Annotated in this window: 14 protein-coding genes; 8 read left to right on the top strand and 6 right to left on the bottom strand. The window is 67.5% G+C overall.

The features are described from left to right. Window positions 1-550: 550 nt before the first annotated feature. Window positions 551-1,636, top strand: coding sequence for a glycosyltransferase family 4 protein (locus AMK58_RS28875; RefSeq protein WP_035683148.1), 1,086 nt, complete (start codon window positions 551-553; stop codon window positions 1,634-1,636). A gap of 96 nt (window positions 1,637-1,732) precedes the next feature. After that, window positions 1,733-2,569: an ABC transporter permease gene (locus AMK58_RS28870; RefSeq protein ID WP_079285527.1), complete on the top strand. Its 837-nt coding sequence runs from the start codon at window positions 1,733-1,735 to the stop codon at window positions 2,567-2,569. On the opposite strand, the gene AMK58_RS28865 is transcribed toward AMK58_RS28870, so the two are convergent. The 4 genes from AMK58_RS28865 to AMK58_RS30160 all read right to left on the bottom strand — a co-directional run bounded on the left by AMK58_RS28865 (window position 2,517) and on the right by AMK58_RS30160 (window position 7,647). Further along, a complete protein-coding gene (locus AMK58_RS28865; protein ID WP_035683149.1) occupies window positions 2,517-3,689 on the bottom strand; it encodes an acyltransferase family protein in 1,173 nt (390 codons plus the stop codon). The two genes, AMK58_RS28870 and AMK58_RS28865, sit on opposite strands and share 53 nt — an antisense overlap. Then, window positions 3,686-5,101: an ABC transporter ATP-binding protein gene (locus tag AMK58_RS28860; RefSeq protein ID WP_051140991.1), complete on the bottom strand. Its 1,416-nt coding sequence runs from the start codon at window positions 5,099-5,101 to the stop codon at window positions 3,686-3,688. The genes AMK58_RS28865 and AMK58_RS28860 overlap by 4 nt, the downstream gene beginning before the upstream one ends. Continuing rightward, entirely contained in the window at window positions 5,098-6,594 is a 1,497-nt protein-coding gene (locus tag AMK58_RS28855; protein ID WP_137165314.1) for a hypothetical protein, read from the bottom strand. The genes AMK58_RS28860 and AMK58_RS28855 overlap by 4 nt, the downstream gene beginning before the upstream one ends. A gap of 249 nt (window positions 6,595-6,843) precedes the next feature. Beyond that, window positions 6,844-7,647 carry a class I SAM-dependent methyltransferase gene (locus AMK58_RS30160; protein ID WP_137165315.1) on the bottom strand — a complete coding sequence of 268 codons (804 nt, stop codon included), beginning with the start codon at window positions 7,645-7,647 and terminating at the stop codon, window positions 6,844-6,846. 131 nt (window positions 7,648-7,778) lie between these two features. Here AMK58_RS30160 and AMK58_RS28845 point away from each other — a divergent pair, with 131 nt between their 5' ends. Continuing rightward, window positions 7,779-8,240: an IS5/IS1182 family transposase gene (locus tag AMK58_RS28845; RefSeq protein WP_035683153.1), complete on the top strand. Its 462-nt coding sequence runs from the start codon at window positions 7,779-7,781 to the stop codon at window positions 8,238-8,240. Here AMK58_RS28845 and AMK58_RS28840 read toward each other — a convergent pair. Both AMK58_RS28840 and AMK58_RS28835 read right to left on the bottom strand, forming a co-directional pair. Next, window positions 8,237-9,322 carry a glycosyltransferase family 2 protein gene (locus tag AMK58_RS28840; RefSeq protein ID WP_051140993.1) on the bottom strand — a complete coding sequence of 362 codons (1,086 nt, stop codon included), beginning with the start codon at window positions 9,320-9,322 and terminating at the stop codon, window positions 8,237-8,239. The genes AMK58_RS28845 and AMK58_RS28840 overlap by 4 nt on opposite strands. Beyond that, window positions 9,319-13,218, bottom strand: coding sequence for a glycosyltransferase (locus AMK58_RS28835; RefSeq protein ID WP_105217746.1), 3,900 nt, complete (start codon window positions 13,216-13,218; stop codon window positions 9,319-9,321). The genes AMK58_RS28840 and AMK58_RS28835 overlap by 4 nt, the downstream gene beginning before the upstream one ends. A gap of 317 nt (window positions 13,219-13,535) precedes the next feature. Here AMK58_RS28835 and galE point away from each other — a divergent pair, with 317 nt between their 5' ends. The 5 genes from galE to AMK58_RS28810 all read left to right on the top strand — a co-directional run bounded on the left by galE (window position 13,536) and on the right by AMK58_RS28810 (window position 20,389). Further along, entirely contained in the window at window positions 13,536-14,582 is a 1,047-nt protein-coding gene (galE, locus tag AMK58_RS28830) for a UDP-glucose 4-epimerase GalE (protein ID WP_059399823.1), read from the top strand. Next, entirely contained in the window at window positions 14,579-16,252 is a 1,674-nt protein-coding gene (locus AMK58_RS28825; protein WP_059399822.1) for a glycosyltransferase, read from the top strand. Before galE ends, AMK58_RS28825 begins: the two co-directional genes overlap by 4 nt. Before the next feature lie 73 nt (window positions 16,253-16,325). Next, a complete protein-coding gene (locus tag AMK58_RS28820) occupies window positions 16,326-17,813 on the top strand; it encodes a glycosyltransferase family 2 protein (protein ID WP_059399821.1) in 1,488 nt (495 codons plus the stop codon). 94 nt (window positions 17,814-17,907) lie between these two features. Next, window positions 17,908-18,915 (top strand): lysylphosphatidylglycerol synthase transmembrane domain-containing protein, encoded by a 1,008-nt coding sequence (locus AMK58_RS28815; RefSeq protein WP_059399820.1) that lies wholly within the window; start codon window positions 17,908-17,910, stop codon window positions 18,913-18,915. Beyond that, window positions 18,905-20,389, top strand: coding sequence for a glycosyltransferase (locus tag AMK58_RS28810; RefSeq protein ID WP_035683160.1), 1,485 nt, complete (start codon window positions 18,905-18,907; stop codon window positions 20,387-20,389). The genes AMK58_RS28815 and AMK58_RS28810 overlap by 11 nt, the downstream gene beginning before the upstream one ends. Window positions 20,390-20,601: the final 212 nt, after the last annotated feature.

Here is a 20,601-nt window from a genome sequence, read left to right as displayed (position 1 = left end):
GACCCGAATGGATAGCGCGCTGTGGCATTAATGTTTCATGCTTATAATGAGAGGCCAAGTTGCGTGACCGCCTAGAGCGGCACTGGCTTGGACTTGGCTTGCCATGATCGGGGGTATCGCAAGGTGAGGGAGCTGGAGAAACTTGGCTTGCGATTGCAGGGGGCAGGGATTGGTGCTTTGGGTGCTGATCCGCTTGCGTCGAGAGGCAGAATGCTTGTCCGGAACCGGTTTGGGCCGTTGGCCGGCAACCCTGACAAGATAAGGGCGATTCGGATGAGTTGTGTCACGCATCACTCCACCCGCTCCGGGAGGTGGCCATGGCGGTGTGACCGGACCGGTTCAACCTTCGGCGAACCATCCAATCCAGCCCTTGGACCGCATGCATAGGTGGATTTGTGTGTGACCTTCAGGGAAGATGGACGAAGATCGGTTCCGCGTCGCGCTCTGAACGCTCCATGAACGGCAGCTTGCCCTGAATGCCTGTCCGTTGTTCATGGTTTGCGGCACCGCAGCCGCCGTGCCATTGTCCGAAGAAACCTCGCCCGCGGCCATGCGTATCCTGCTGCTTTCTCGCTACAGCCCTCGAGGCCCCAGTAGCCGTCTCCGGCATTACCAGTTTCTGCCAGCATTGGCCGAAGCGGGGTTGACGGTCACCGTGGCGCCCCTGTTGCCCGATTCTTACCTGGAAGCCCTCTACACCGGACAGACACGCCCGCCGCGCAGCATCGCGGCGGCTTATGCGGCACGCATCCGTCAGATGGCGACGGCACGCAATTTCGATCTGCTGTGGATCGAGAAGGAACTGCTTCCCTGGTTCCCCTATGGGGCCGAGCGCTGGATTCTGGAATCGGCTCCGCCCTACGTCGTCGATTTCGACGATGCCTGGTTCCATCACTACGACCGCAGCCGCTGGCCTCTGGTACGTCGGATTCTGGGGGGCAAGCTTGATCGGGTGATGCAGCACGCGGCGCTGGTGGCTGTTGGAAACGACTATCTGGCCAAAAGGGCTGAATCAGCCGGAGCACGCTCGATCGCGATTCTTCCCACCGTCGTGGATCTTGCCCGCTATCCTGCCTGCTCTCCGATCGACCTGTCTCAAGCCGCCGGTCTGCCCACGGTGGGCTGGATCGGGTCTCCGATCACCGACCATTATCTCAATCTGGTGGAAGAGCCGCTGCGCCGGATGGTGACGAGGGACGAGGCCCGGATTTCCTTGGTCGGCGCCACCTCCGCGGCGCTGAGCGGACTGCCGGCCGAACGCCATGAATGGCGGGAGGAAACGGAAACCAGTCACATCGCCCTGTTCGACATCGGCATCATGCCGCTGGCCGACACGCCCTGGGAGCGCGGCAAGTGCGGTTACAAGCTGATCCAGTACATGGCTTGCGGCAAGCCGGTGGTGGCATCCCCGGTCGGCGTCAACCGGGACATCGTGGAGCATGGCGTCAACGGCTTCCTGGCCGAAACCCCGGAAGAATGGACCGGCGCGCTGTGCCGCCTCGCCGCCGATCCCGATCTGCGGCGGCGGCTGGGTGCGGCCGGCCGCGCCAAGGTGGAGCGGCACTATTCACTCGCAGGCGCCGCCCCGCGCCTGATCGAACTGCTGCGCGCCGCGGCGTTGCCCTCCGTGTTCTGACTCGGACGGCTGGAGAAAGGGACGGTTTCGGATTGCGCTGGGCTTTGCGCCGGGACTAGAACGCCGGGATCTTTCCCACGCTGGAATCCGTCTCACATGACCATGGCCGCAAGCGCTCCGCAAGTTCCGACCGGTTTGGCCGGCCTGTTCACGATGCCCTGGCATCACCGCGCCCTGCTGCGCCGCCTCGTCCGGCGAGAGATCGAAGCCCGATACCGGGGATCGCTGCTTGGCGTGGTCTGGGCGCTCCTGACCCCGGTCCTCATGCTGGCCGTCTTCACCTTCGTGTTCTCGGTGGTGTTCCAGGCCCGCTGGGGCAGTTCAACCGGCGGAAAGGGGGAATTCGCCCTGATCCTGTTCGCTGGCCTGATCGTCTTCAACATGTTCTCGGAGGCGCTGAACCGGTCGCCCAGCCTTGTTCTGGAGAACCCGTCCTATGTGAAGAAGGTGGTCTTCCCGCTGGAGGTGCTGCCTTGGGTGATGGTGTTGTCCAGCCTGTTCCAGGTGGTCATCAGCCTAGCCATCCTGCTCGTCTTTCATCTTGCGGTGAGTGGGCTGCCACCGCTGTCGGTGCTGTTCCTGCCGCTGGTCTGGTTGCCCCTGCTGTTTCTCTGCCTGGGCACCGGCTTTCTGTTCGGCGCGCTCGGCGTTTATCTGCGCGACCTGCGTTCGATCATGCCGGTGGCAAGCCAGCTCCTGATGTTTCTCAGCCCGCTGTTCTACCCGGCGAGCGCGCTGCCGGAGAGCTTCCGCCGCCTGCTCCACCTCAACCCGCTGACGGGCATCATCGAGAACACGCGCACGGTGCTGTTTGCAGGCACCCCGCCGGATTGGACCGTGCTGGGCGTCCAGATCGTGGCGGGGCTGCTCTTCGCAACCTTCAGCTTCCGGCTGTTCCGCCACCTTCGTACTGGATTTGCCGACATTGTGTGATCCCGGAGCCCCCCGCCGTCAGCCGCCGTCCGGCGCGGCGGGTGGGCGCTTCAATCAGACGATGGGTGACCGCAGCCAGCCCTAGACTCAGCACGGTGACGATGCTCAGGAGACCCAGGCTCGGCCACACCCCCTGTCCCCGGAGGCCCAGCGCCGCCGCGGCCATTCCGACGGCATAGATCACCGGGACATGGAAGAGGTACAGGCTGTAGGATACCAGTCCGATGAAGCGCATCATCTTGTGCCTGAGAAAGCAGGTTTCAGCCCGGCCGAGGATGGCCAGCATCACTGCCGCCGACACGGCGATGTTCACCAGCAGGCTCCAGCGCTCCGAGGGGATAAACAGCCTTTCGCAGACCATGGCCGCCACGGCGGCAAGAATCACGATCCCCTGGTGGCGTGCGATGACCAACGACCGGTCCTGGGCCAGCATGGCGCCGACCTGGAAGCACACGACATAGGACAGGCTCAGCGAGGGGAAGGTCGCCATCGACAGGACGAACAGGACAAGCAGCAGAGCGTACCGGCAGGCCCTCCCGAAGCGCGAGCCCCCGAAACGTTTGCTGATGAACAGGCTGAACGGGATGAAAAGGGATCCGATGGCCTCGACATACATTGTCCAGGTCACCGGATTCGCCTTGAACCCCGCTAGGACGAGGTTCTCGGCGACATCCCGCAAACCGATGCCTGCCGAGAAGACGGCGTTGAACCAGTCAGAAAAGATCGTCCTATCGGCCGGCGCGCCTCCGGCTGCGAGCAGGGCCGACATCAGCAGGATGGACGCCCACATCGGCGGAAAGAGCCGGAAGGCGCGCCGGATCAGATACGTCCCGAACGGCAGGGGGTCGTCGGCCAGCGACCGGGTCAGCACATAGCCGCTCAGCACAAAGAAAAAAACCACCGCGGTGCCCGGATTGAACAGAGCGCCGATGAGCGACAGCGTCAAAGTCGCCGGCGACTGGCTGCCCAGCGGCATCCCCCAATAGGCAGAGATCCCGTCCACCGAAAAGATTGCCGAGGCGTGCGCGAGCACGACGGCGATGGCCGCCAGACCACGCAGACTTTCCAGCTCCACGCTGTAGAACTTTCCGCCCGGCGGTGGTCCAGCGATCGCGGTCATGGGTTGATCGCCAGGGATACGCCGTCCATGGGAATGCCGAACAGGCCCTGCGCCACGGTCGACCATTGCACGTGGAATTCCAGGGCGTCGTACATCCAGTGATGCTGGATGTACATGTCCGACGTCCCGTTCGCGATGGCCAGATTGGTCGTGTAGGTGCCGCCCAGCAGGTAGGGGAAGTGGAAGCGGAACCCGGCGCGGAAGCGGTCGCCGACATTCACCGGCGGGATGACGAGATCGGTCTTGGTCGTGTCCCAGGCGAACATCGTCTGGCCGAGCCGGTCCTTGACGCCGAAGCCGACGATCAGGCTGTCCAGGGTCTGCTGGGCCTCGGCCTCGATGCACAGGGTCACGAGGTCGCCGCCGTTGACCATGGAGACGGGGGTGCCCCGCGCGTCCTCGATCCACGCCTGGAGAATCTTGGCCCCGCCCTCGCCGGAGGACAGCACGTCGCGGCGGAAGACGGTCTGGACCTGGGCGTCGAGCGTCTGCACCAACGCCGTCTCGCCGTCCGGCCCGCCTTGGGTCACGACGACCTCCGCCTCGACGGCGGCTTCGGCTTCGGCTTCCGCTTCCACTTCCGTCGCCTCGGCCTCCGCGGTCTTCAGGGTCTCCAGGAAGTCCTGGGCCGTCATGTGCTGCTGGGGTCCGGCCATCCAGGCCTTGTAATGATGAGCCACCTCGCGCGGCACGCCGTCCGCAACGACCGTTCCACCGCTCAACCACACCGCGCGGTCGCACAGGGCGGTTATGGCGCCGATATCGTGGGACACGAACAGCAGCGTTCCGCGTTCGCGGAACTCGCGGATGAAGCGGGTGCACTTCTGGGTGAAGGCGATGTCGCCGACCGACAGGATCTCGTCGACGATCAGGATCTCGGCGTCCACATGGGCAGCGACGGCGAAGGCCAAGCGCGCCTGCATGCCGCTCGAATAGGTTCGCACCGGCTGATGGATGAAGTCGCCGATGTCGGCGAAGGCGATGATGGCCTCGCGCCGCTCGGCGATCTGCTCTTCGCTGAGGCCGAGTACGGAGGCCGACAGCCCGATGTTCTCCATCCCGCTGAATTCGGGGTTGAAACTGCTGCCCAATTCCAGAAGCGGGGCGATCCGCCCGCGCACGTCCATGCTGCCACCGGTCGGTTGCAGAACGCCGCTGATGACCTGCAGCAAAGTTGATTTGCCGGCCCCGTTGCGCCCGATCAGCGCCACGGACTCCCCGCGGCGGATCGTCAGGTCGATGTCCTTGAGCGCCCAGAACTCCCGGTAGAACTGCCGGCGGCCGCGCAGCAGGAATTGCAGGAGGCGATCCTGCGGCCGGGCGTAGATGTGATAGCACTTGCCGACGCCGGAAACCCGGATCGAGACGTCGCCGTCGGACGGCATGTCCTGCATTGCGGTGTCGTCTTTCATTCGAACGTAGCCACCAGTTTCCCTTCAAGTCCCGGATAGAAGCGCCGGACATAGTCGACCGCGCCTTCCCAGCTCAATGCCTCGGACATGAACTCGATGTTTTTGTTGTAGATTCCGACCGAGCTGCTGTCGACCACGATGATTCCTTCGGTCTGTGCGCGCGTGATCACTGTGTCAAGATGCTGTGAAAAGGCGCTCAGGGATTTGCCGGGGTAGCTGGTGATGGACACGCCGCGCTCGGACTTATCGTATGCGGATAGGACATTCACGGCCATGCCGGCTGTTGCGCACAGAATCAGGAGCGGCGCCACCGCCCTGGGAAGCGCGGGAAGGGCGCGGGAAAAGCCAAGAAGGACCGAAAGGCCGACGAGCAGGAGAGCCGGCATGAAATAACGCGGGAAGCCGTCGCCCGGCCATGCGCTCCACAGATATCCCGTGGCGATCCCCATACCCCAGACCGCGAGCACGCACTCGACGAACCGCTCCACCAGAAGACGCCGGGCGAACAGGACCAGAAGCATCAGGCCGGCCCCCGCCACCATGATCCAGAGCGGGTAGGTGAACGGCAGATTTCTCAGGAACTGGAGAAGGATGGACTTGTCGCCCCGGGTCATCCGCTCCATGAGGAATATCCCGTAGAGATATTCCTGAACCGAAACCATCAGGCACAGGGCCACGCCGAGCGCGACGCCAAGGACGAGGCCGGCCGCGGTTCCGTTCATCCGGCGCATGGCCTGCGCATCCTGCCGACCGGGGGCGAGGCGATGCTGGAGCATGGCAATCCCCCACACCACCGCCGTCGCCGCCACCAGGGCAACCGCCCATTCGTGTTTGCCCAGCCCGGACACGAGGCCGGCCAGAACTGACGTGACAAAGATGCGCCAACCCTTTTCTGAGCGCAGGACGATGACCCAGGCTGTGATGCCGACCAGAAGAACTCCGACGCTGCCGTCGATCTGCGGCTGGAGCGAGGCCCCGACGGCCAAGGGCGTGGTCAGGATGTAGCCGGCGATGACGAAGGGAACGGCCATTGCAACGCCGCTCAGGGTCCGGGCGCTCCTGAACGCCGCGGCCAGCAGGACCGACCCGCCGATAACAAAAAGCGTCAGGAACGGCATGCGGGAGGCCAGACTGATCCGCTCGACCGAGTCGGCGCCGATCCAGGACGACCAGCCGGCGGAACGGACCACGCGGTCGAGAAAGATATAGGGGACGATGTTCCGCTCGAAACTGACGAAGAGGTCACTGCCGCCGATGCGGCCGATCATGATTTGCGGAAATCCGTTGGCCGTCCGCTGCCCGACCGTCTCCTCGCCAAGGACCAGCATGGCATGACCGCCCTCTTCTCCAACCAGAGGGCTTGTGAAGAACGGAAGCCGCACGGCAAGACTGAGCAATACGACAAGGAACAGCATGGAAAGCGCCACGACGCTCGCTTTGCTTCCTTTTCCAGAGTATGGGCGCATGGCAGCGGAGGCGATCGTTTCATTCATGACCGGATTTCTTCGGCAGGGGTCGCAAGGTATGGTCCGAGCCTCACCGCCCGCCGGAGTCCGCCCGGAGGCGGCAGGCCACGGTATCCGGGCCTGTCCCCGCCGTGGAGTCTGCAGCGGCATGAACTCCTGGAGACGACGGCCTAGCTTGGGCCGTCGGCACCATACAGGAAAAGCGGATGCTTTTCATACTGGGGAAGCTTTTTACCGGAGCAACGGCGAATGGTCCGCAAGATTGCCCGGAATTGTTCACGCCTGGGTCTGTGGGACGCGCTTGAACACCAGTGTCGGGCGGTCCTGGGTGCTGGATCCACTCGGGAGTTTGTTCGCAACCAGCCGGAAACCGCTTTCATCCATGATCCGGACGACGTCCCGCTCATCAAGCCAGACGCTGACATTGTTGTCGATGGATGCCCAGACGTGGACCTTGGCCTTCTGCTCCGGCGTCACATGCTCGGCGTGCTCGATGATTTGCCGCCCGCGGTACTGCTGCCCTTCATACTCGTAAGTCCGCATGTCGGAGAGCGGCAGGACCGACTCCCTGATGTGGTCATAAGCGAAATGACTGTCGATGATCACCAGATCGCGCGACCGCGCCGCCATTTCCTTGAGGAACCGCACGCAGTCCGGGAAATCCAGATGATAAAGAATGCCGGCGCAGATGATCACGTCGAACTCACCGACATGGTCCGGGATGTTTCTCACATCGCCGCGATGGAACTGGCAGTTCTCAAAACCCAGAACACGGCGGGCGAACTCAGCTTTCGCCAGATGGAGGTCGCGAATTTCGATACCAACCGTTTCGGCACCAAGTCGCGCGAATTCGATAGCAAACAGACCCTCAAGGCAAGCAAGATCAAGAATGCGTAACAATTTTATTGATATCGCGCTGTTTTCTTCGATGAAATTTCTAAGCCAATCCACGCGCCACTGCTGGTGCAATCCCTTTCCCATCGTGCTGATTCCTTCTGCAAGAAGGATATCATGTGCTGTCCACGGTCCATTCTGCTCAACGACAGCCGCCATCTGATTCAATATTTCATCTTTATCCACAACAAGCTCCTAATCATTTATTTTCTGGGAGTATTTCTCCTATATGGCCAAAGCGCCCGCAACCCCGCATTTGGTGCGAAGCCCATTCCTTTCGTCATATCAGAGCCTGCCCGAGAACGAGGTCGAATCGGATGAACCTCTACCAGCGGGTCCGCGAGCAGGAAGGCCGCGAGGCCAGCCCGACCGCCGCGCTGCTGGGCAATCAAAGCGCCCGTGCGGCGGAAAGGGAAACCTGCGGCGGACCCGGTCGGCTACGGCCCGGCAGGAAGATCAAGGGCGTCAAGCATCACATCCTCGTCGGCACGCTCGGACTGCTGCTGAACGTCGTCGTTCATCACGCCGGCCCCCAAGATCACGACGGCGGCGACCGGCGACTGGAGATCGTCAAGCGCTCCGATCAGGCCAAGAGCTTCGTCGTGCTCCCGAAGCGGTGGCTGGCCGAGCAAACGCTCTCACGGCTCACCCGATGCCGTCGCTTGGTACGCCATTACGAACAGTATCTCTGCACCTCCGTCGTCGTCTTCCACATCGCCATGATCCGCCTGAGGCTTTGCCAGCTCGCTCAGAAACAATCTTTCAGGTCAAGCACTTAAAGATGCATGACGATTGCAATGCTCTCTGCCGGTGGGACCGCCGCCGTCCGGAAATCCGCCAGGATCCGTTCCAGCCCGACCGCGCCGGCCGCTTCGCCGTCGGCGATCCCCACAGCCTCCAGGTCGCGGTCCACCAGGATGCGGCGCAGGACCGGCAGAGCGGCGGCAGGCAGCAGGGCCACGGGCCGGTAGCGCCACAGCCGGTAGCAGAGGACTCCGGCCTCGAACACCGACAGGCCGAGCAGGGCGGCCAGCCGCTCCATGTCCGCGGGCAGGGTGCCTTGCAGGTTCTGCCGCCGGAGCCACAGGTTCACGGCGCCGCTCGCCCGCCGCTGCTGGGCCGAATGCAGCCCGGAGACGGAACCGGAGGAGGCGGTGTAGTCGAACAGCAGTTCCTCCACCATGGCCGGCTTGAAGAAGCGCAGCCACAGGCTCCACAGCGTGTAGTCCTCGCAGTGGGAGAAGGCCGGGTCGTGCGGATAGCCGCCGAGCAGCCGGTAGACGTCGCGCCGGGCGACCACGCTGCCGTGCGGGAAGGGGCAGCCGACCTCCAGCGAGAAGCGCATGATCTCGCCCCAGCCGTCCTTGCGCAGATGGGTGTCGAGCGTACGCCCCTCGGAATCGACGATGGTCATCCCGGTGGCCACGATGGTCAGGTCGGGGTCGGCGCGGAAGCGTTCGAACTGGCGGGCGATCTTGCCGGGGCACCAGCGGTCGTCGCCGTCCATCCGGGCGATGTAGGGGTGGCTGGCCAGGGCGAGGCCGCGGTTCAGCGTATGGACCAGCCCGCTGTTGCGCTCGTTCCGCTCCCAGCGGATCTCGGGCCGGTCGGGCAGATGGCCGCTGCGCACGAGATCGGCGACCGGCATCGGGCTGCCGTCGTCGATCACCAGGATCTCCAGCGGTCCGGGATAGTCCTGCTCCAGGACCGAAGCGATGGCCCGGTCGAGCAGCGCGACTTCCGTCACCGAGGCTCCACGCATGAAAACGGGCAGCAGCACGCTGGTGCCCATGCCGGGCTCGGCCCCGGCGCCGATCGCCTTGCCCTGGCCGCTCATGGCCTGCGGTTCCTTCATGGTCATGCCGCGATCGTGTCCTGCCCTTCGGTGAAACGAGCCTGGGCGTCGATCATCATCCCGATCTCCGTAGGGGCGAGGGGCGGCCGGGCGGCGAAGTCGAAATCAAGGACGGAGCGGTGGAAGGCGTCGATGCCCATCCGCGCCGCCGTCTGCGCGCAGCGCGTCCGCAGCCTGCGGTCGGCGGCGTCGAACAACTCGGGCATGCGGCGGACCGTGGTGTTGCCGTCGCCGAACATGCGGAACTCCGAGACCGTTTCGGGCAGCATGTGGAAGCGGGCGTCGCCGCCCAGAAGCTGGATCAGCAGGTCCCAGTCCTCCAGATACTCCAGCGTCTCGTCGAAGCGCGCCCCGGTGGCCGCGAGCGCCGCCGTGCGCACCGCGTAGGTGTTGATCGGTATGAAGTTGCCGCCGAGCAGAGTCGCCGCGGGCAGCGGGTGATAGGCTTCCTCCGCCGGCTGCCAGGGAACCCGCTTGTTGCCGACGGCGTAGACGACGTCCGCCCCGCCATGGACCATCGCTCCGGCCATTCGCTCGGCGGCGAGGGGATAGAGGATGTCGTCGTCGTCGACGAACATGACGTAGCCGAAGCGGTCGGGATGGGCCAGGGCGTGCTCGATCCCGACATTGGCCGGATAGCCGCGCCGCCGTCCAGGCTGGCTAGCCGCCAGGCACAACGTGCCGGGCGCCGCGTCGTCGCACCAGGCACGCACCCGCGCGGCCAGAGCTTCATCGCCGTGGACGACCACCGCGGGAGTCATCGGCAGGGGCTGCTCCGCGATCGAGCGCACCGTTTCCCGCAGCAGGTCCAGCCGCGTGCCCCGCGTGCGCACCACCGCCATGCCGCGCAGCGGCTCTCCGGCGACCGCCCGGGGCTGGGCGGCGGGGGCAGGCTGGACGAGGCGGCGCAGGACATGCCGCTGGATGCGCCGGTGGGTTTCCATCTGGCGGATGTGGCGCGACAGCGATTGGGTGCCGCCGTGCCAGCGGTAGAAGTACAGCGGTTCCGGAACGATCAGGATCGGCTCGTCGAGCATCATCCGCAGGACAAACTCGAAGTCCTGGCAGCCGTCGAAGCGGGCGTCCAGCGGGCCGTGGTCGGCGAAAGCATCGCGCCGCACCGCCTTCAGATGGCCGGCGAGCATGCCCTGCTCCAGCATCCGCTGCGGCGGCGCGTCGTGCCGACGGAAGCGAATAACCCTCCCGTCCTCGGCGATGTCCACCATCGAGGAGGAGATGTAGCGGCATTTCGGGAAGCGCGCGGCGTAATGCCGCAGCACCTCCACCGCCTCGCGCCGGATCAGGTCGTCGCAGTCGAGGAACAGCACCCAGTCCAGGCGGCTGCGTTCGATGGCCAGATTCAGCCCGGTGGAAATCGATCCCGCCTTGCCGGTCGGCACGACGGTCACGCGGTCGCGGATCGCCGGGGGCACCCGCTCCAGCAGGGCGGCGTCGGCGATGTCCGGGTCATCGTTGGCGATCACCCACTCGACGGCCACGCCCGGCGCGCGGGCCTCCGTGTGGGCGACCAGCTCGGCCACCGAGCGGGCGCAGTCCTCGAAGAAGCCGAGATGACGGAAGAAGGGCGTGACGATGGAGAAGCCCGCGTCGGACCGCGTGGCCGGGGTCGCGGCAGCCGGAGCGGCGGCCGAGAAGCGCTGGTAGAAGCGATCGAGCGGCCCGAAGCGCAGGTACGGGTCGGGATTCGGGCAGAGGTCGTCCGGCATCTCGCCGAACAGGCCAAGGATGCGTTGCGTCCCCTCCTCGTAGCGGGCGTCCGGCCCCGCGCGGTCCGCGGCGGCGGGCGGCGTCCAGAAGCGCTCTCCGGCCTCCAGCTCGCGGCTGCCGTACCAACCGGGGTTCAGCCAGCCGCTGATCTCCGCTTCGAATGCTTCACCGCCCATGAAGGCGACGGGGACGGCGGCTGGGAGGGCCGCTGGAGCGGCGGCAGGAACCGGGACCGGCGGAGCCGGCGGTTCCGCGACGGTGCCGTTCCGAGCCGGAACGGCGGCTTCCCCGGCCGCCGTCGCGGGCGCGCCGAACTTGCTGCGCAGCAGGACGGACAGCTCATGATACCGGCGGTCGTAGATCAGCCCGGCAACGTAGCGCAGGCGCAGGCGCAGGCCGGCGTGCATCCAGCCGAGCGCGCGATCGGCCGTGCTCAGCCCCAGGAAAGCTCCTTTCAGCAAGGCCCGGCGCACCAGCCATTTCGGCGTTCCCAGCATCGCCTGGAAACGGACGGCCTCCAACTCCGCCCCCAGGGTATCGCGCTGCCGGGCCATTTCGACGGCCTGCCGCTCCAGGGCATCACCCAGATCCGCGATCCGGCATTCCCGGTCGTGGAGAATTGCCCGCAGCTCCTCGGTCCGCGCCACCTCGGCGGTGAAGGATGCGTTCAACTCCTCGGTCCAGGCCTTCTGGGCGGCCAGCAAACCCGTCAGTTCCTCGGTCCAGCTCTTCTGGGCAGCCAACGAAGCGGTCAGCACTTCGGCCCGTGCCTGCTCCGCGGCGACCGCCTGTTCGAGCGCGGCGGCGTGCACCTTCTCCCAATGCAGGGCGGCCAGCCCTTCGCCCCGTTCCCGCCGGGCGCGCAACCCGCGCCGCAGCACCGCGCCGGGGGAATCGCCCATGGCCGGGTCCGGAGGGTTCCCGTCGTCGAAGCGCTCCCAGAAGGCCCGTTCGCCCCAGGGGTCGTAGGGCACCAGGCGCTCCGTCCGGATGTCGGGGACCGCCACCCGCTGGCCGTCCGGCGCCAGAAGGGAAGCCATGCGCGAGAAGCTGCTGTTGGCGATGCCCAGATGCCCGGCGCGGCGCAGGACCTCGAAGTCGATCAGGTGGGCCAGCAGATCCGCATCGCCGGCGGAAACGTCGGCGGCGGTCAGCGGCTCGAACTCGGCGAAGGCCGGCAGGACGCCCGCCGGATCGTCGGTGGCCACGAAGACGACGGGCTCGGGCGATCCGGCTCCGGCCAGGGCGGCCAGCCGTTCGCGCAGCCACGCCACGTACCAGCTCTCGGGGATCGGGCGGTACCAGCCCAGACCCTCCCGATGCAGCCGCACATAGTCGCCGCGGCGGACATGGACGGCCAGCAGCGGGCGCCGCCCGCCCTCCGTCACGCGGTCGAACCACCGGTCCAGCGGGGATGACCAATCCGCCCGCAGCCGGAACAGACGGCGCAGGAAGGCGCGGTGCTGCCGCCAGCTTTCCGGCAGCTCCTGGAAATAGCCCCAGAAATCGACGCCGGCGGGCGGCGCGTCGAGCGCCCACAGGATGCGGTCGTCTCCGTCGAAGTCGTAGAAGCGGATTTCCGGAAGGGCGTTGGGGTCGGGCCGGTCGTCGGACAGCCCGAACAGCGCCTCCCCGTCCCAGGCGGGCACCTGGATGGACGCCCCGGCGCGCAGGCCGTAGAGGCGCAGGAAGGCGTACTGGAACATCTGGTTGGCGAAGCGCCCGTTGCTGCCGAGCGAGGTCATCGCGACGGCGGCGCCCTCATCCGCCCCGGCATCGGCCGGGTCGGGAAGGACGGCGGAGCGCACGAACAGGCGCCCGGGTCCGGCCCCGCGTAGCGGGACGAAGCCCCGGTCGAACAGGAACGGCGCCACAGGCGTCCCCGTCTCCCCCTCCGCCGCCGGGGGCAGGGCGATCACATCGAGCGGCTCCAGGCCGCCCGCAGCGCCGAGCCTGAACAAGACCTCCGTGCCGCCGGCCATCAGGGCGTTGGCGTCCGCGGCGCGCAACCGGTCCGCCCATTCCTCCGGAGCCCCGTCAAGCCGCAGCGGGTCCTGTCCGGGGGGAGCAACAGCCTCCGCGCCTTCGCGGAAACCGGCTTCGGGTGGATCGGCCAGGGCCAGGCCGCGAACGGGGATTCCGCTCCGGATTGCGCGGCCGACAATGTCAAACATGGAAGAAAACTCCGAAAACCGGACGCACGGCGAGCGGCGGCGGATAGTAACGGCGGCCAGACACGGACGCAAGCCGCGCTCCGACCGCCCGGCGGGCCGGAACCGGGGGGCCGGTGAGGCGGGATTTGTCTGATTGGGGCACCACGGTTTCCCCCGAATCCCGGTGCCGCAACCGCCGAAGACGCCTTTGAAGGCGACTTTTTGGTCAGGTTGACAGGGCTTCGGGATTTCCTGTAGCCACGGCCCATGGCCCGGTGCGCCTCCGCCCTTGCGGCGGCCTGTGACATCCGGGAGCAGGGCGAAAGGAAGTGCGCAGCATGACGGATCAAACGGCGGCCTCTCCCCGTGTCCTGGTGACCGGCGGGGCAGGGTACATCGGCAGCCATGTCCTTCACGCCCTGACCGACGCCGGCATTCCCGCGGTGACGATCGACGATCTGTCGGCCGGCCGGCGCGAGGCCATCCCCGCCGCCGTGCCCCTGGTCGAGGGGGACATCGGGTCGGCGGAACTGCTGGACCGGGTGATGCGCGACCACCGGGTGGACGCGGTGATGCATTTCGCCGGCTCCATCGTCGTCCCGGAATCGGTCGTGAAGCCGCTCGACTACTACCGGAACAACACCGCCAACAGCCTGACGCTGCTCGGCGCCTGCCTGCGGGCGGGGATCGACAAGGTGGTCTTCTCCTCCACCGCCGCGGTCTACGGCGCGCCGGAAAGCGTGCCGATCCGCGAGGACGCGCCGACCGTCCCGATCAACCCCTACGGCGCCTCCAAGCTGATGACGGAGCAGATGCTGCGCGACGCCGGAGCGGCCCATGGGCTGCGCAGCGTCATCCTGCGCTACTTCAACGTCGCCGGCGCCGATCCGGCGGGCCGCACCGGACAGGCGACGCCGGTCGCGACCCACCTCATCAAGGTGGCCTGCCAGGCGCTGCTCGGCCGCCGGCCGCCGCTGGCGATCTTCGGCACCGACTACGACACGCCGGACGGCACCTGCATCCGCGACTACATCCATGTCAGCGATCTCGCCGACGCGCATGTGCTGGCGCTGCTCCATCTGCGGCGCGGTGGCGGGAGCCTGCTGATGAACTGCGGCTACGGGCGCGGCGCCTCCGTCCGCGAGGTGGTGCGCACGCTGGAAGAGGTCAGCGGCGAGCAAGTGCCCGCCACCTTCGCCGACCGCCGGCCCGGAGATCCGCCCCAACTCGTCGCCGGGGCCGACCGCATCCGGGAGCAGCTCGGCTGGGTGCCGAAGCACGACCGGCTGGACGGGATCGTGCGCAGCGCGCTGTCCTGGGAACGCTCGCTGGAGCAGTCCGTGGGGCAGGCCGGGGCACCGGGAGGGTCCGCCTCCCGGTCATGAAGATCGCCGTTCTCAGCAAGGACCCCGCCCGCGGGGGGGCGCCGCGCGCCATGCGCCGCCTGATCCGCGGGCTGCGCGCGCGCGGCCACCGGGTCGATCTGTTCTGCCTGGACCACGACGCCGACCCGTCGGGCAGCGTGGGCATCCGCCCGCTGGCAGACCCGGACAGCGAGGCCGCTGCCTGGTTCTTCGGCGACCATTACATCGCTCCGCGCCGGACGGCCCTGTCCAATACCGTCTTCACGGCCCAAACGGTCGGCTGCGCGCTCGCCGACCTTCCGGTCCTGAGCCGCTATGACGTCCTGAACGTCCATTGGGTCGCCGAGTTCCTGTCGGCGGAGGGATTCGGGGCGTTGGCCCGTTTGGGACCGCCCGTCGTCCTCACCCTGCACGACATGGCCCATTTCACCGGCGGCTGCCATTACGCCGCCGGCTGCACGGGCTACACAGATGGCTGCACGCCCTGCGCCCAGCTTTCGGACGATCCGCTGGGGGTCACCGGACGGGTGCTCGCGGCCAAGCGCGCTGCCCTGGCGCGGCCAAACGTCGCCGCCGTGTCGCCGTCGGTCTGGCTGGCCGGGGAGGCCCGGCGCAGCCGCGTCTTCGCCGAAGGCCGGGTGCACACCATCGCCAACGCCCTGGAAACCGACGTCTTCACCCCCGCCGACAAGGCCGCGGCCAAGCGGGCGTTCGGGATCGATCCGGACGACCGGGCGCTGCTGTTCGGCGCCTACCACGCGGGCGAGCGGCGCAAGGGGTTCGAGCATCTGACCGCGATGCTGAGCCACCTGCGCGGCGACCCGCGGGGCCGGGCGCTGCTGGAGGCCGGGCGGCTGAGCGTGATGACCTTCGGCCATGCCGCAATGGAGCTGGCGGAGCAGGGGGTGCGGCTGCACGACCTCGGTTACATCGGCGACGACCGGCGGCTGGCGGCGGCCTACGCCGCGGCGGACGCCGTCGTCCTGCCGTCGTTGGAGGACAACCAGCCGAACATCATGCTGGAAGCGATGGCCTGCGGCACGTCAGTGGTCGCCTTCGCCGTCGGCGGCATGCCCGATTTGATGGAGGACGGAGTGAACGGCCGGCTCGCCACCCCCTTCGACGCCGCCGCCCTGGCGCGGGCCGTCCTGGACACGGTGGCGGACCCGGCGACCGCAGCCGCCTGGGGGCGGGAGGCCCGCCGCCGAATCGAGGAAGGCTTCACGCTCGACCATCAGGCCGGACGCTACGAGGCGCTGTTCCGCGCCATGCTGGAAGAGAGCGGCTGGCGCCCCGCCGACGGGCCACTTCTGTCGGCGGGGGACCGCGTTCCGGCGCCGCTGCGGGTTGATGACACCTTCGCCAGCGGGCTCTACCGGCTCCATCGCGACCTGCACCACGAGACGGAAGCGCTGCGGAGCGAGCTGGACAGGTCCCGCGCGGAGCTGGTCGACGCCGGCCGGCGGGTCGACGCGACGCTCGATGGTCTGCGCGGCTCGGCGGTGCGGCGGCTGCTAGGCCGTCCCCGGACCGTGGCGCTGCCACCGGCCGGCGCCCCGCTTCCGGAAAAGCTGCATGGGGCGCTCTCCGCCCTGACCTCCGGCTGGTGGGACCTGGGCGCCCCGCTACGCTTGCTGGTCCGGGTGGTCGGACGGCTGGGGGCCCGGCGGGGACCTGCGCCGCATCCGTAAGCCCGCCGCTTGAGCCCGCTCGCCCGATGGGTTACACGGCGGCGGGACGGGCAAACACGCGAGGCTTCGAAGGATGGAACTGGACGCCACGCGGGTTTCCGTGGTCATCCCACTCTACAACCATGAGCGCTTCATCGCGCAGACGCTGGACAGCGTGTTCCGGCAGACCCTGCCCGCGCACGAGATCATCGTCGTCGACGACGGCTCACGCGACGGGTCGGCGCGCATGGTGGAGGCGCTGTTCCAGGGCGCCAGCCAGACGGGGCCGCGGCTGGTCTTCTGGTCGCAACCCAACCGCGGGGCGCACGCCACGATCAACGCCGGCATCCACCGGGCGACCGGTGATCTTGTCGCCATCCTGAACTCCGACGACCTCTATCACCCCGACCGCCTCGCCGCGATGGCCGCGGCCTTCCGGGAACGGCCGGAAACAGACGCCCTGGCGACCGGCTTGGATTTCATCGACGGGGACGGGCGCCCCATGGCCAATCCGTGGCACGACGAGGCGATGGCATTCCACCGCCGCAACGGCGACCTTGCTTTGTCGCTGATCAACGCCAACCTCGTCATGACGACGTCGAACCTAATGGTCCGCCGCCGCCTGTTCGACCGGGTGGGCCATTTCAGCCCGCTACGCTACGCCCACGACTTGGACTTCTTCCTGCGTCTGCTGGCCGAGGGGGCGGATTTCCACATCCTGGACCGGCCCCTGCTGAGCTACCGGCTACACACCACCAACACGATCAGCGAGGGGCCGCAGAGGGTCAAGCCGGAGCATGCGGCTGCGGTAGCCTTTTTTCTGCGCCGACTGTGGGACCGGCCCGTCCGGGGAGGAGCGGCGGAGCGCGGGTCGGTGGATTGGGAACGGGCCGCCCGCCTGCTCGACGTGCTCGACCGGCACGCTCTGACCGGCCCGGTCCAGCTCTGCCTGACCTATTTCCACAACCACCCAACCGACACGCTGGAGCGGAGCCCGTTCCACGGCGACGCCACCTTCCAGAGCGTCCTGGCCGACGCGGTGGCGCGGGCCGAGGCGCAGGCCCAAAGCCACGAACGGGATCGCGCGGAGGCCGCAAGGCTGCGGGCCGAGGCGGCGGACCTCGCCGGGCGGCTCGACGGCGTGCTTGCCTCCACCTCCTGGCGGATGACAGCCCCGCTGCGCTGCGCCCGTGGCGCCGTTCGTAGGACCGTCCGGCGGTTCGCCTCCCATCGGGCGCTGCGGCAGGCCGCCAAGCTCGTTTTTTGGACCCTGACGCTCCAGCTTCCCGCGCGACTGCGGGAGCACCGGCAGGTCCGCGCTCTCTATGCCAGCGGCCTGTTCGATCCGGCCTTCTACTGGCGGCACAATCCGGAGGCGGCAGCGGGCGGACTCGACCCCGCCCTGCACTATCTCCGGCACGGCGCCGCCGCGGGCCGCGATCCCGGCCCGGATTTCAGCACGGCCGCCTATCTGGCCCAGCATCCCGAAGCCGCCGGCAGCGGCGTCAATCCGCTGCTTCACGCGATCGCCGCAGGATGGCCGCCCCACGGAATGACTGAAGAACGGCCGAGGCAAAGGTGAAGAACGGAAGGCGTGGTAATCTTCCTGGTAGAACGTTACAGTGCGCCCGCCTGCCGCAATTCGTATGAAACGCCGCGATCCGATTGTTCCGCCGATGAGATCCGAAGCCATTTTACCCGTCCCGACCCGTTCCGGGCACAAGATCCTGCCGCTTCTCGGGAAGGTCGGGCTCACGGTGGCGCTCGTCGGCTGGCTGATGTCCCAGGCGGATTGGGCGGGCATGGCGCACCGGTTGGCGAACGCGCCCCTGCCGCCGCTTCTGCTGGGGCTGGGGTTGAGCTTCCTCGCCGTCCTCTTCGCCGGCGAACGCTGGCGCGCCGCCTGCCGGGCTACCGGTCTGGTAATCGGCCCGGTGAAGGCGCTGATGCTGATGGCCGCCAGCCTGTTCTTCGGGCAGGTGCTGCCCGGCGCCATCGGCGGCGACGCGGTGCGCGGCTGGCTGACTTGGAAGGAAGGGCAATCCCCCGGCGCGGTGATCCTGGCGTTGGTGCTGGACCGCCTGCTCGCCCTGCTCGGCGTGTGCCTGCTGCTGTTCGCCGGCTTGCCGCGGCTGGCCGCCGTGGTGCCGCCGGACATGGCCTGGATGCTGCCGGTGCTGGTCCTGCTGGGGGTGGCAGGCTTCGCCGCCGGCCTGTCCATCGACCGCCTGCCGCTGCCGGGGGCCTTGCGCACGCACCGGCTGGTGAACGCCGCCTTCACCCTGGTCGCGCGGCTGCGCGCCGCCTTTCTGGCGCCGGCCACACTGAAGGCGCTCGGCCACAGCGTGCTGGTCCACATCTGCACGCTGGCCGCCACCCTGCTCTACGCGCGGGCCATAGGCCTGTCCCTCGGCCCGTTCGATATCCTGGCGGTGATGCCGACCGCGATCATCGCGACGGCGTTGCCGATCTCACTGAACGGCTGGGGTGTGCGCGAGGGCACGATGGTGGCTGGCTTCGCCCTGTTCGGCGTTCCGTTCGAGGATGCCCTTCTGCTTTCCCTGATGATCGGGCTGTCGGTGACGCTGACGGCTCTTCCCGGCGGCCTTGCTTGGCTCGCCCTGTCCCGCGGAAGCCAAAGCGCTTCCGGAAACGCTGTTTCGGACCGTACCCATGACCGTTGAAGCCCTTGAAACCGTGGCCGGCGCCCCCACCGCCGGCGAAACGCGCACCCTGTCGCCCCGCCAGCAGGGGGTGAGAGAGCTGTTCGACCGGCTAGCGGCGGAGCGCGATCGCTGGGTCGAGCGGAACAGCGCCTTCCACGAGGCCGACCGCGCCTATCTGCGCTTCCTCGTGCCGGAGAATGCCTCGGTGCTGGAGGTCGGCTGCGGCACGGGCGACACGCTGGCCTTCCTCCAGCCGTCGCGCGGCGTGGGCATCGACCTCAGCTCGGCGATGGTCGAGCGGGCACAGCAGCGCCATCCGGGGCTGGAGTTCCACACCGGCAACGCGGAGGACCCGGCGGTCCTGGCAGGGGTCACCGGCACCTTCGACGTGATCCTGCTGTCCGACACCATCGGCTTTCTCGACGACATCGAGGAGACGCTGCGCCACCTGCACCGGTTCGCTACACCGCGCACCCGCATCATCGTCAGCTACCATTCCCGCCTGTGGGAGCCGGTGCTGGGCCTTGCCGAGAAGCTCGGGCTGAAGATGCCGCAGGGCCAGCTCAACTGGCTGTCCAGTGCTGACATCGCCGGACTGCTGACGTTGGCCGGCTGGCAGCCGGTGAAGCGGGAGTGGCGCCAGCTTGTGCCACGCCGCCTGCTCGGCCTCGGCACGCTGATCAACCGCAGCATCGCCCCGCTACCCGGCGTCCGGAAGCTGTGCCTGCGCAACTACGTGGTGGCCCGTCCCGGCCCGCGGGCGCCGGAGAAGCAGCCGTCCTGCACGGTGCTGGTCCCCTGCCGGAACGAGCGCGGCAACATCGAGAACGCCATCCGCCGCCTGCCGCGTTTCTGCCCGGACCTGGAGGTCATCTACGTCGAGGGCAACAGCCAGGACAACACCTACGAGGAATGCCTGCGCGTCCAGGCCGCCTACCCGGACTGGGACATCAAGGTCATGAAGCAGCCCGGCAAGGGTAAGGGCGACGCGGTGCGCGCCGGCTTCAACGCGGCGCGCGGGGACATTCTCATCATCCTCGACGCCGACCTGACCGTCCCGCCGGAGAGCCTGCCGAAATTCTACCGCGCCATCGCGTCCGGCCAGGGCGAGTTCATCAACGGCACGCGCCTGGTCTACCCGATGGACGACCAAGCCATGCGCTTCCTGAACTGGATCGCCAACCGCGCCTTCGCCCGCATCTTCTCCTTCCTGCTGAACACGCGCTTCACCGACACGCTGTGCGGCACGAAGGTGCTGTGGAAGAGCGACTACGACCAGATCGTGGCGAACCGCCACTACTTCGGCGACTTCGACCCGTTCGGCGACTTCGACCTGATCTTCGGCGCGTCCAAACTGAACCTGGAGATCGTCGAGGTGCCGATCCGCTATGCCGACCGCAGCTACGGCGAGACGCAGATCAGCCGCTTCAGCCACGGTTGGCTGCTGCTGCGCATGGTGCTGTTCGCCTGGAAGAAGCTGAAGGCGTTCTGACCGCCACTGTCGACTGCAATTGGAAAACCCCGGACGGTTCGCGCGATCCGGGGGCATCGCAGAATCTGATGCCGTTGGCGAAATCGGCGGGAGCCTATGACGGCGCGGCTGGTGCTGCTGTTCGAGGTCTATCCTGGGAAGGAGGGACCACCATGCGCCTGAAGCCGGAGCCGATCAGGCCGGTGCCGGAGCGCACCGTGCAAGTCGCCAGA

Origin of the sequence: Azospirillum brasilense (genome assembly GCF_001315015.1) — a bacterium.
GTDB lineage: Bacteria > Pseudomonadota > Alphaproteobacteria > Azospirillales > Azospirillaceae > Azospirillum > Azospirillum brasilense.
The sequence above is the reverse complement of the archived record's forward strand: the minus strand, read 5'-3'. Positions and strand labels throughout refer to the sequence as shown.

Bases quoted from the DNA above. Each gene is read 5' to 3' on its own strand.
- AMK58_RS28815 (WP_059399820.1), top strand. From the start codon at position 17,908: ATGAGATCCGAAGCCATTTTACCCGTCCCGACCCGTTCCGGGCACAAG.
- AMK58_RS28870 (WP_079285527.1), top strand. From the start codon at position 1,733: ATGACCATGGCCGCAAGCGCTCCGCAAGTTCCGACCGGTTTGGCCGGC.
- AMK58_RS28810 (WP_035683160.1), top strand. From the start codon at position 18,905: ATGACCGTTGAAGCCCTTGAAACCGTGGCCGGCGCCCCCACCGCCGGC.
- AMK58_RS28820 (WP_059399821.1), top strand. From the start codon at position 16,326: ATGGAACTGGACGCCACGCGGGTTTCCGTGGTCATCCCACTCTACAAC.
- AMK58_RS28825 (WP_059399822.1), top strand. From the start codon at position 14,579: ATGAAGATCGCCGTTCTCAGCAAGGACCCCGCCCGCGGGGGGGCGCCG.
- AMK58_RS28840 (WP_051140993.1), bottom strand. From the start codon at position 9,322: ATGACCATGAAGGAACCGCAGGCCATGAGCGGCCAGGGCAAGGCGATC.
- AMK58_RS28845 (WP_035683153.1), top strand. From the start codon at position 7,779: ATGAACCTCTACCAGCGGGTCCGCGAGCAGGAAGGCCGCGAGGCCAGC.
- AMK58_RS28860 (WP_051140991.1), bottom strand. From the start codon at position 5,101: ATGAAAGACGACACCGCAATGCAGGACATGCCGTCCGACGGCGACGTC.
- AMK58_RS28865 (WP_035683149.1), bottom strand. From the start codon at position 3,689: ATGACCGCGATCGCTGGACCACCGCCGGGCGGAAAGTTCTACAGCGTG.
- AMK58_RS28855 (WP_137165314.1), bottom strand. From the start codon at position 6,594: ATGAATGAAACGATCGCCTCCGCTGCCATGCGCCCATACTCTGGAAAA.
- galE (WP_059399823.1), top strand. From the start codon at position 13,536: ATGACGGATCAAACGGCGGCCTCTCCCCGTGTCCTGGTGACCGGCGGG.
- AMK58_RS28875 (WP_035683148.1), top strand. From the start codon at position 551: ATGCGTATCCTGCTGCTTTCTCGCTACAGCCCTCGAGGCCCCAGTAGC.
- AMK58_RS28835 (WP_105217746.1), bottom strand. From the start codon at position 13,218: ATGTTTGACATTGTCGGCCGCGCAATCCGGAGCGGAATCCCCGTTCGC.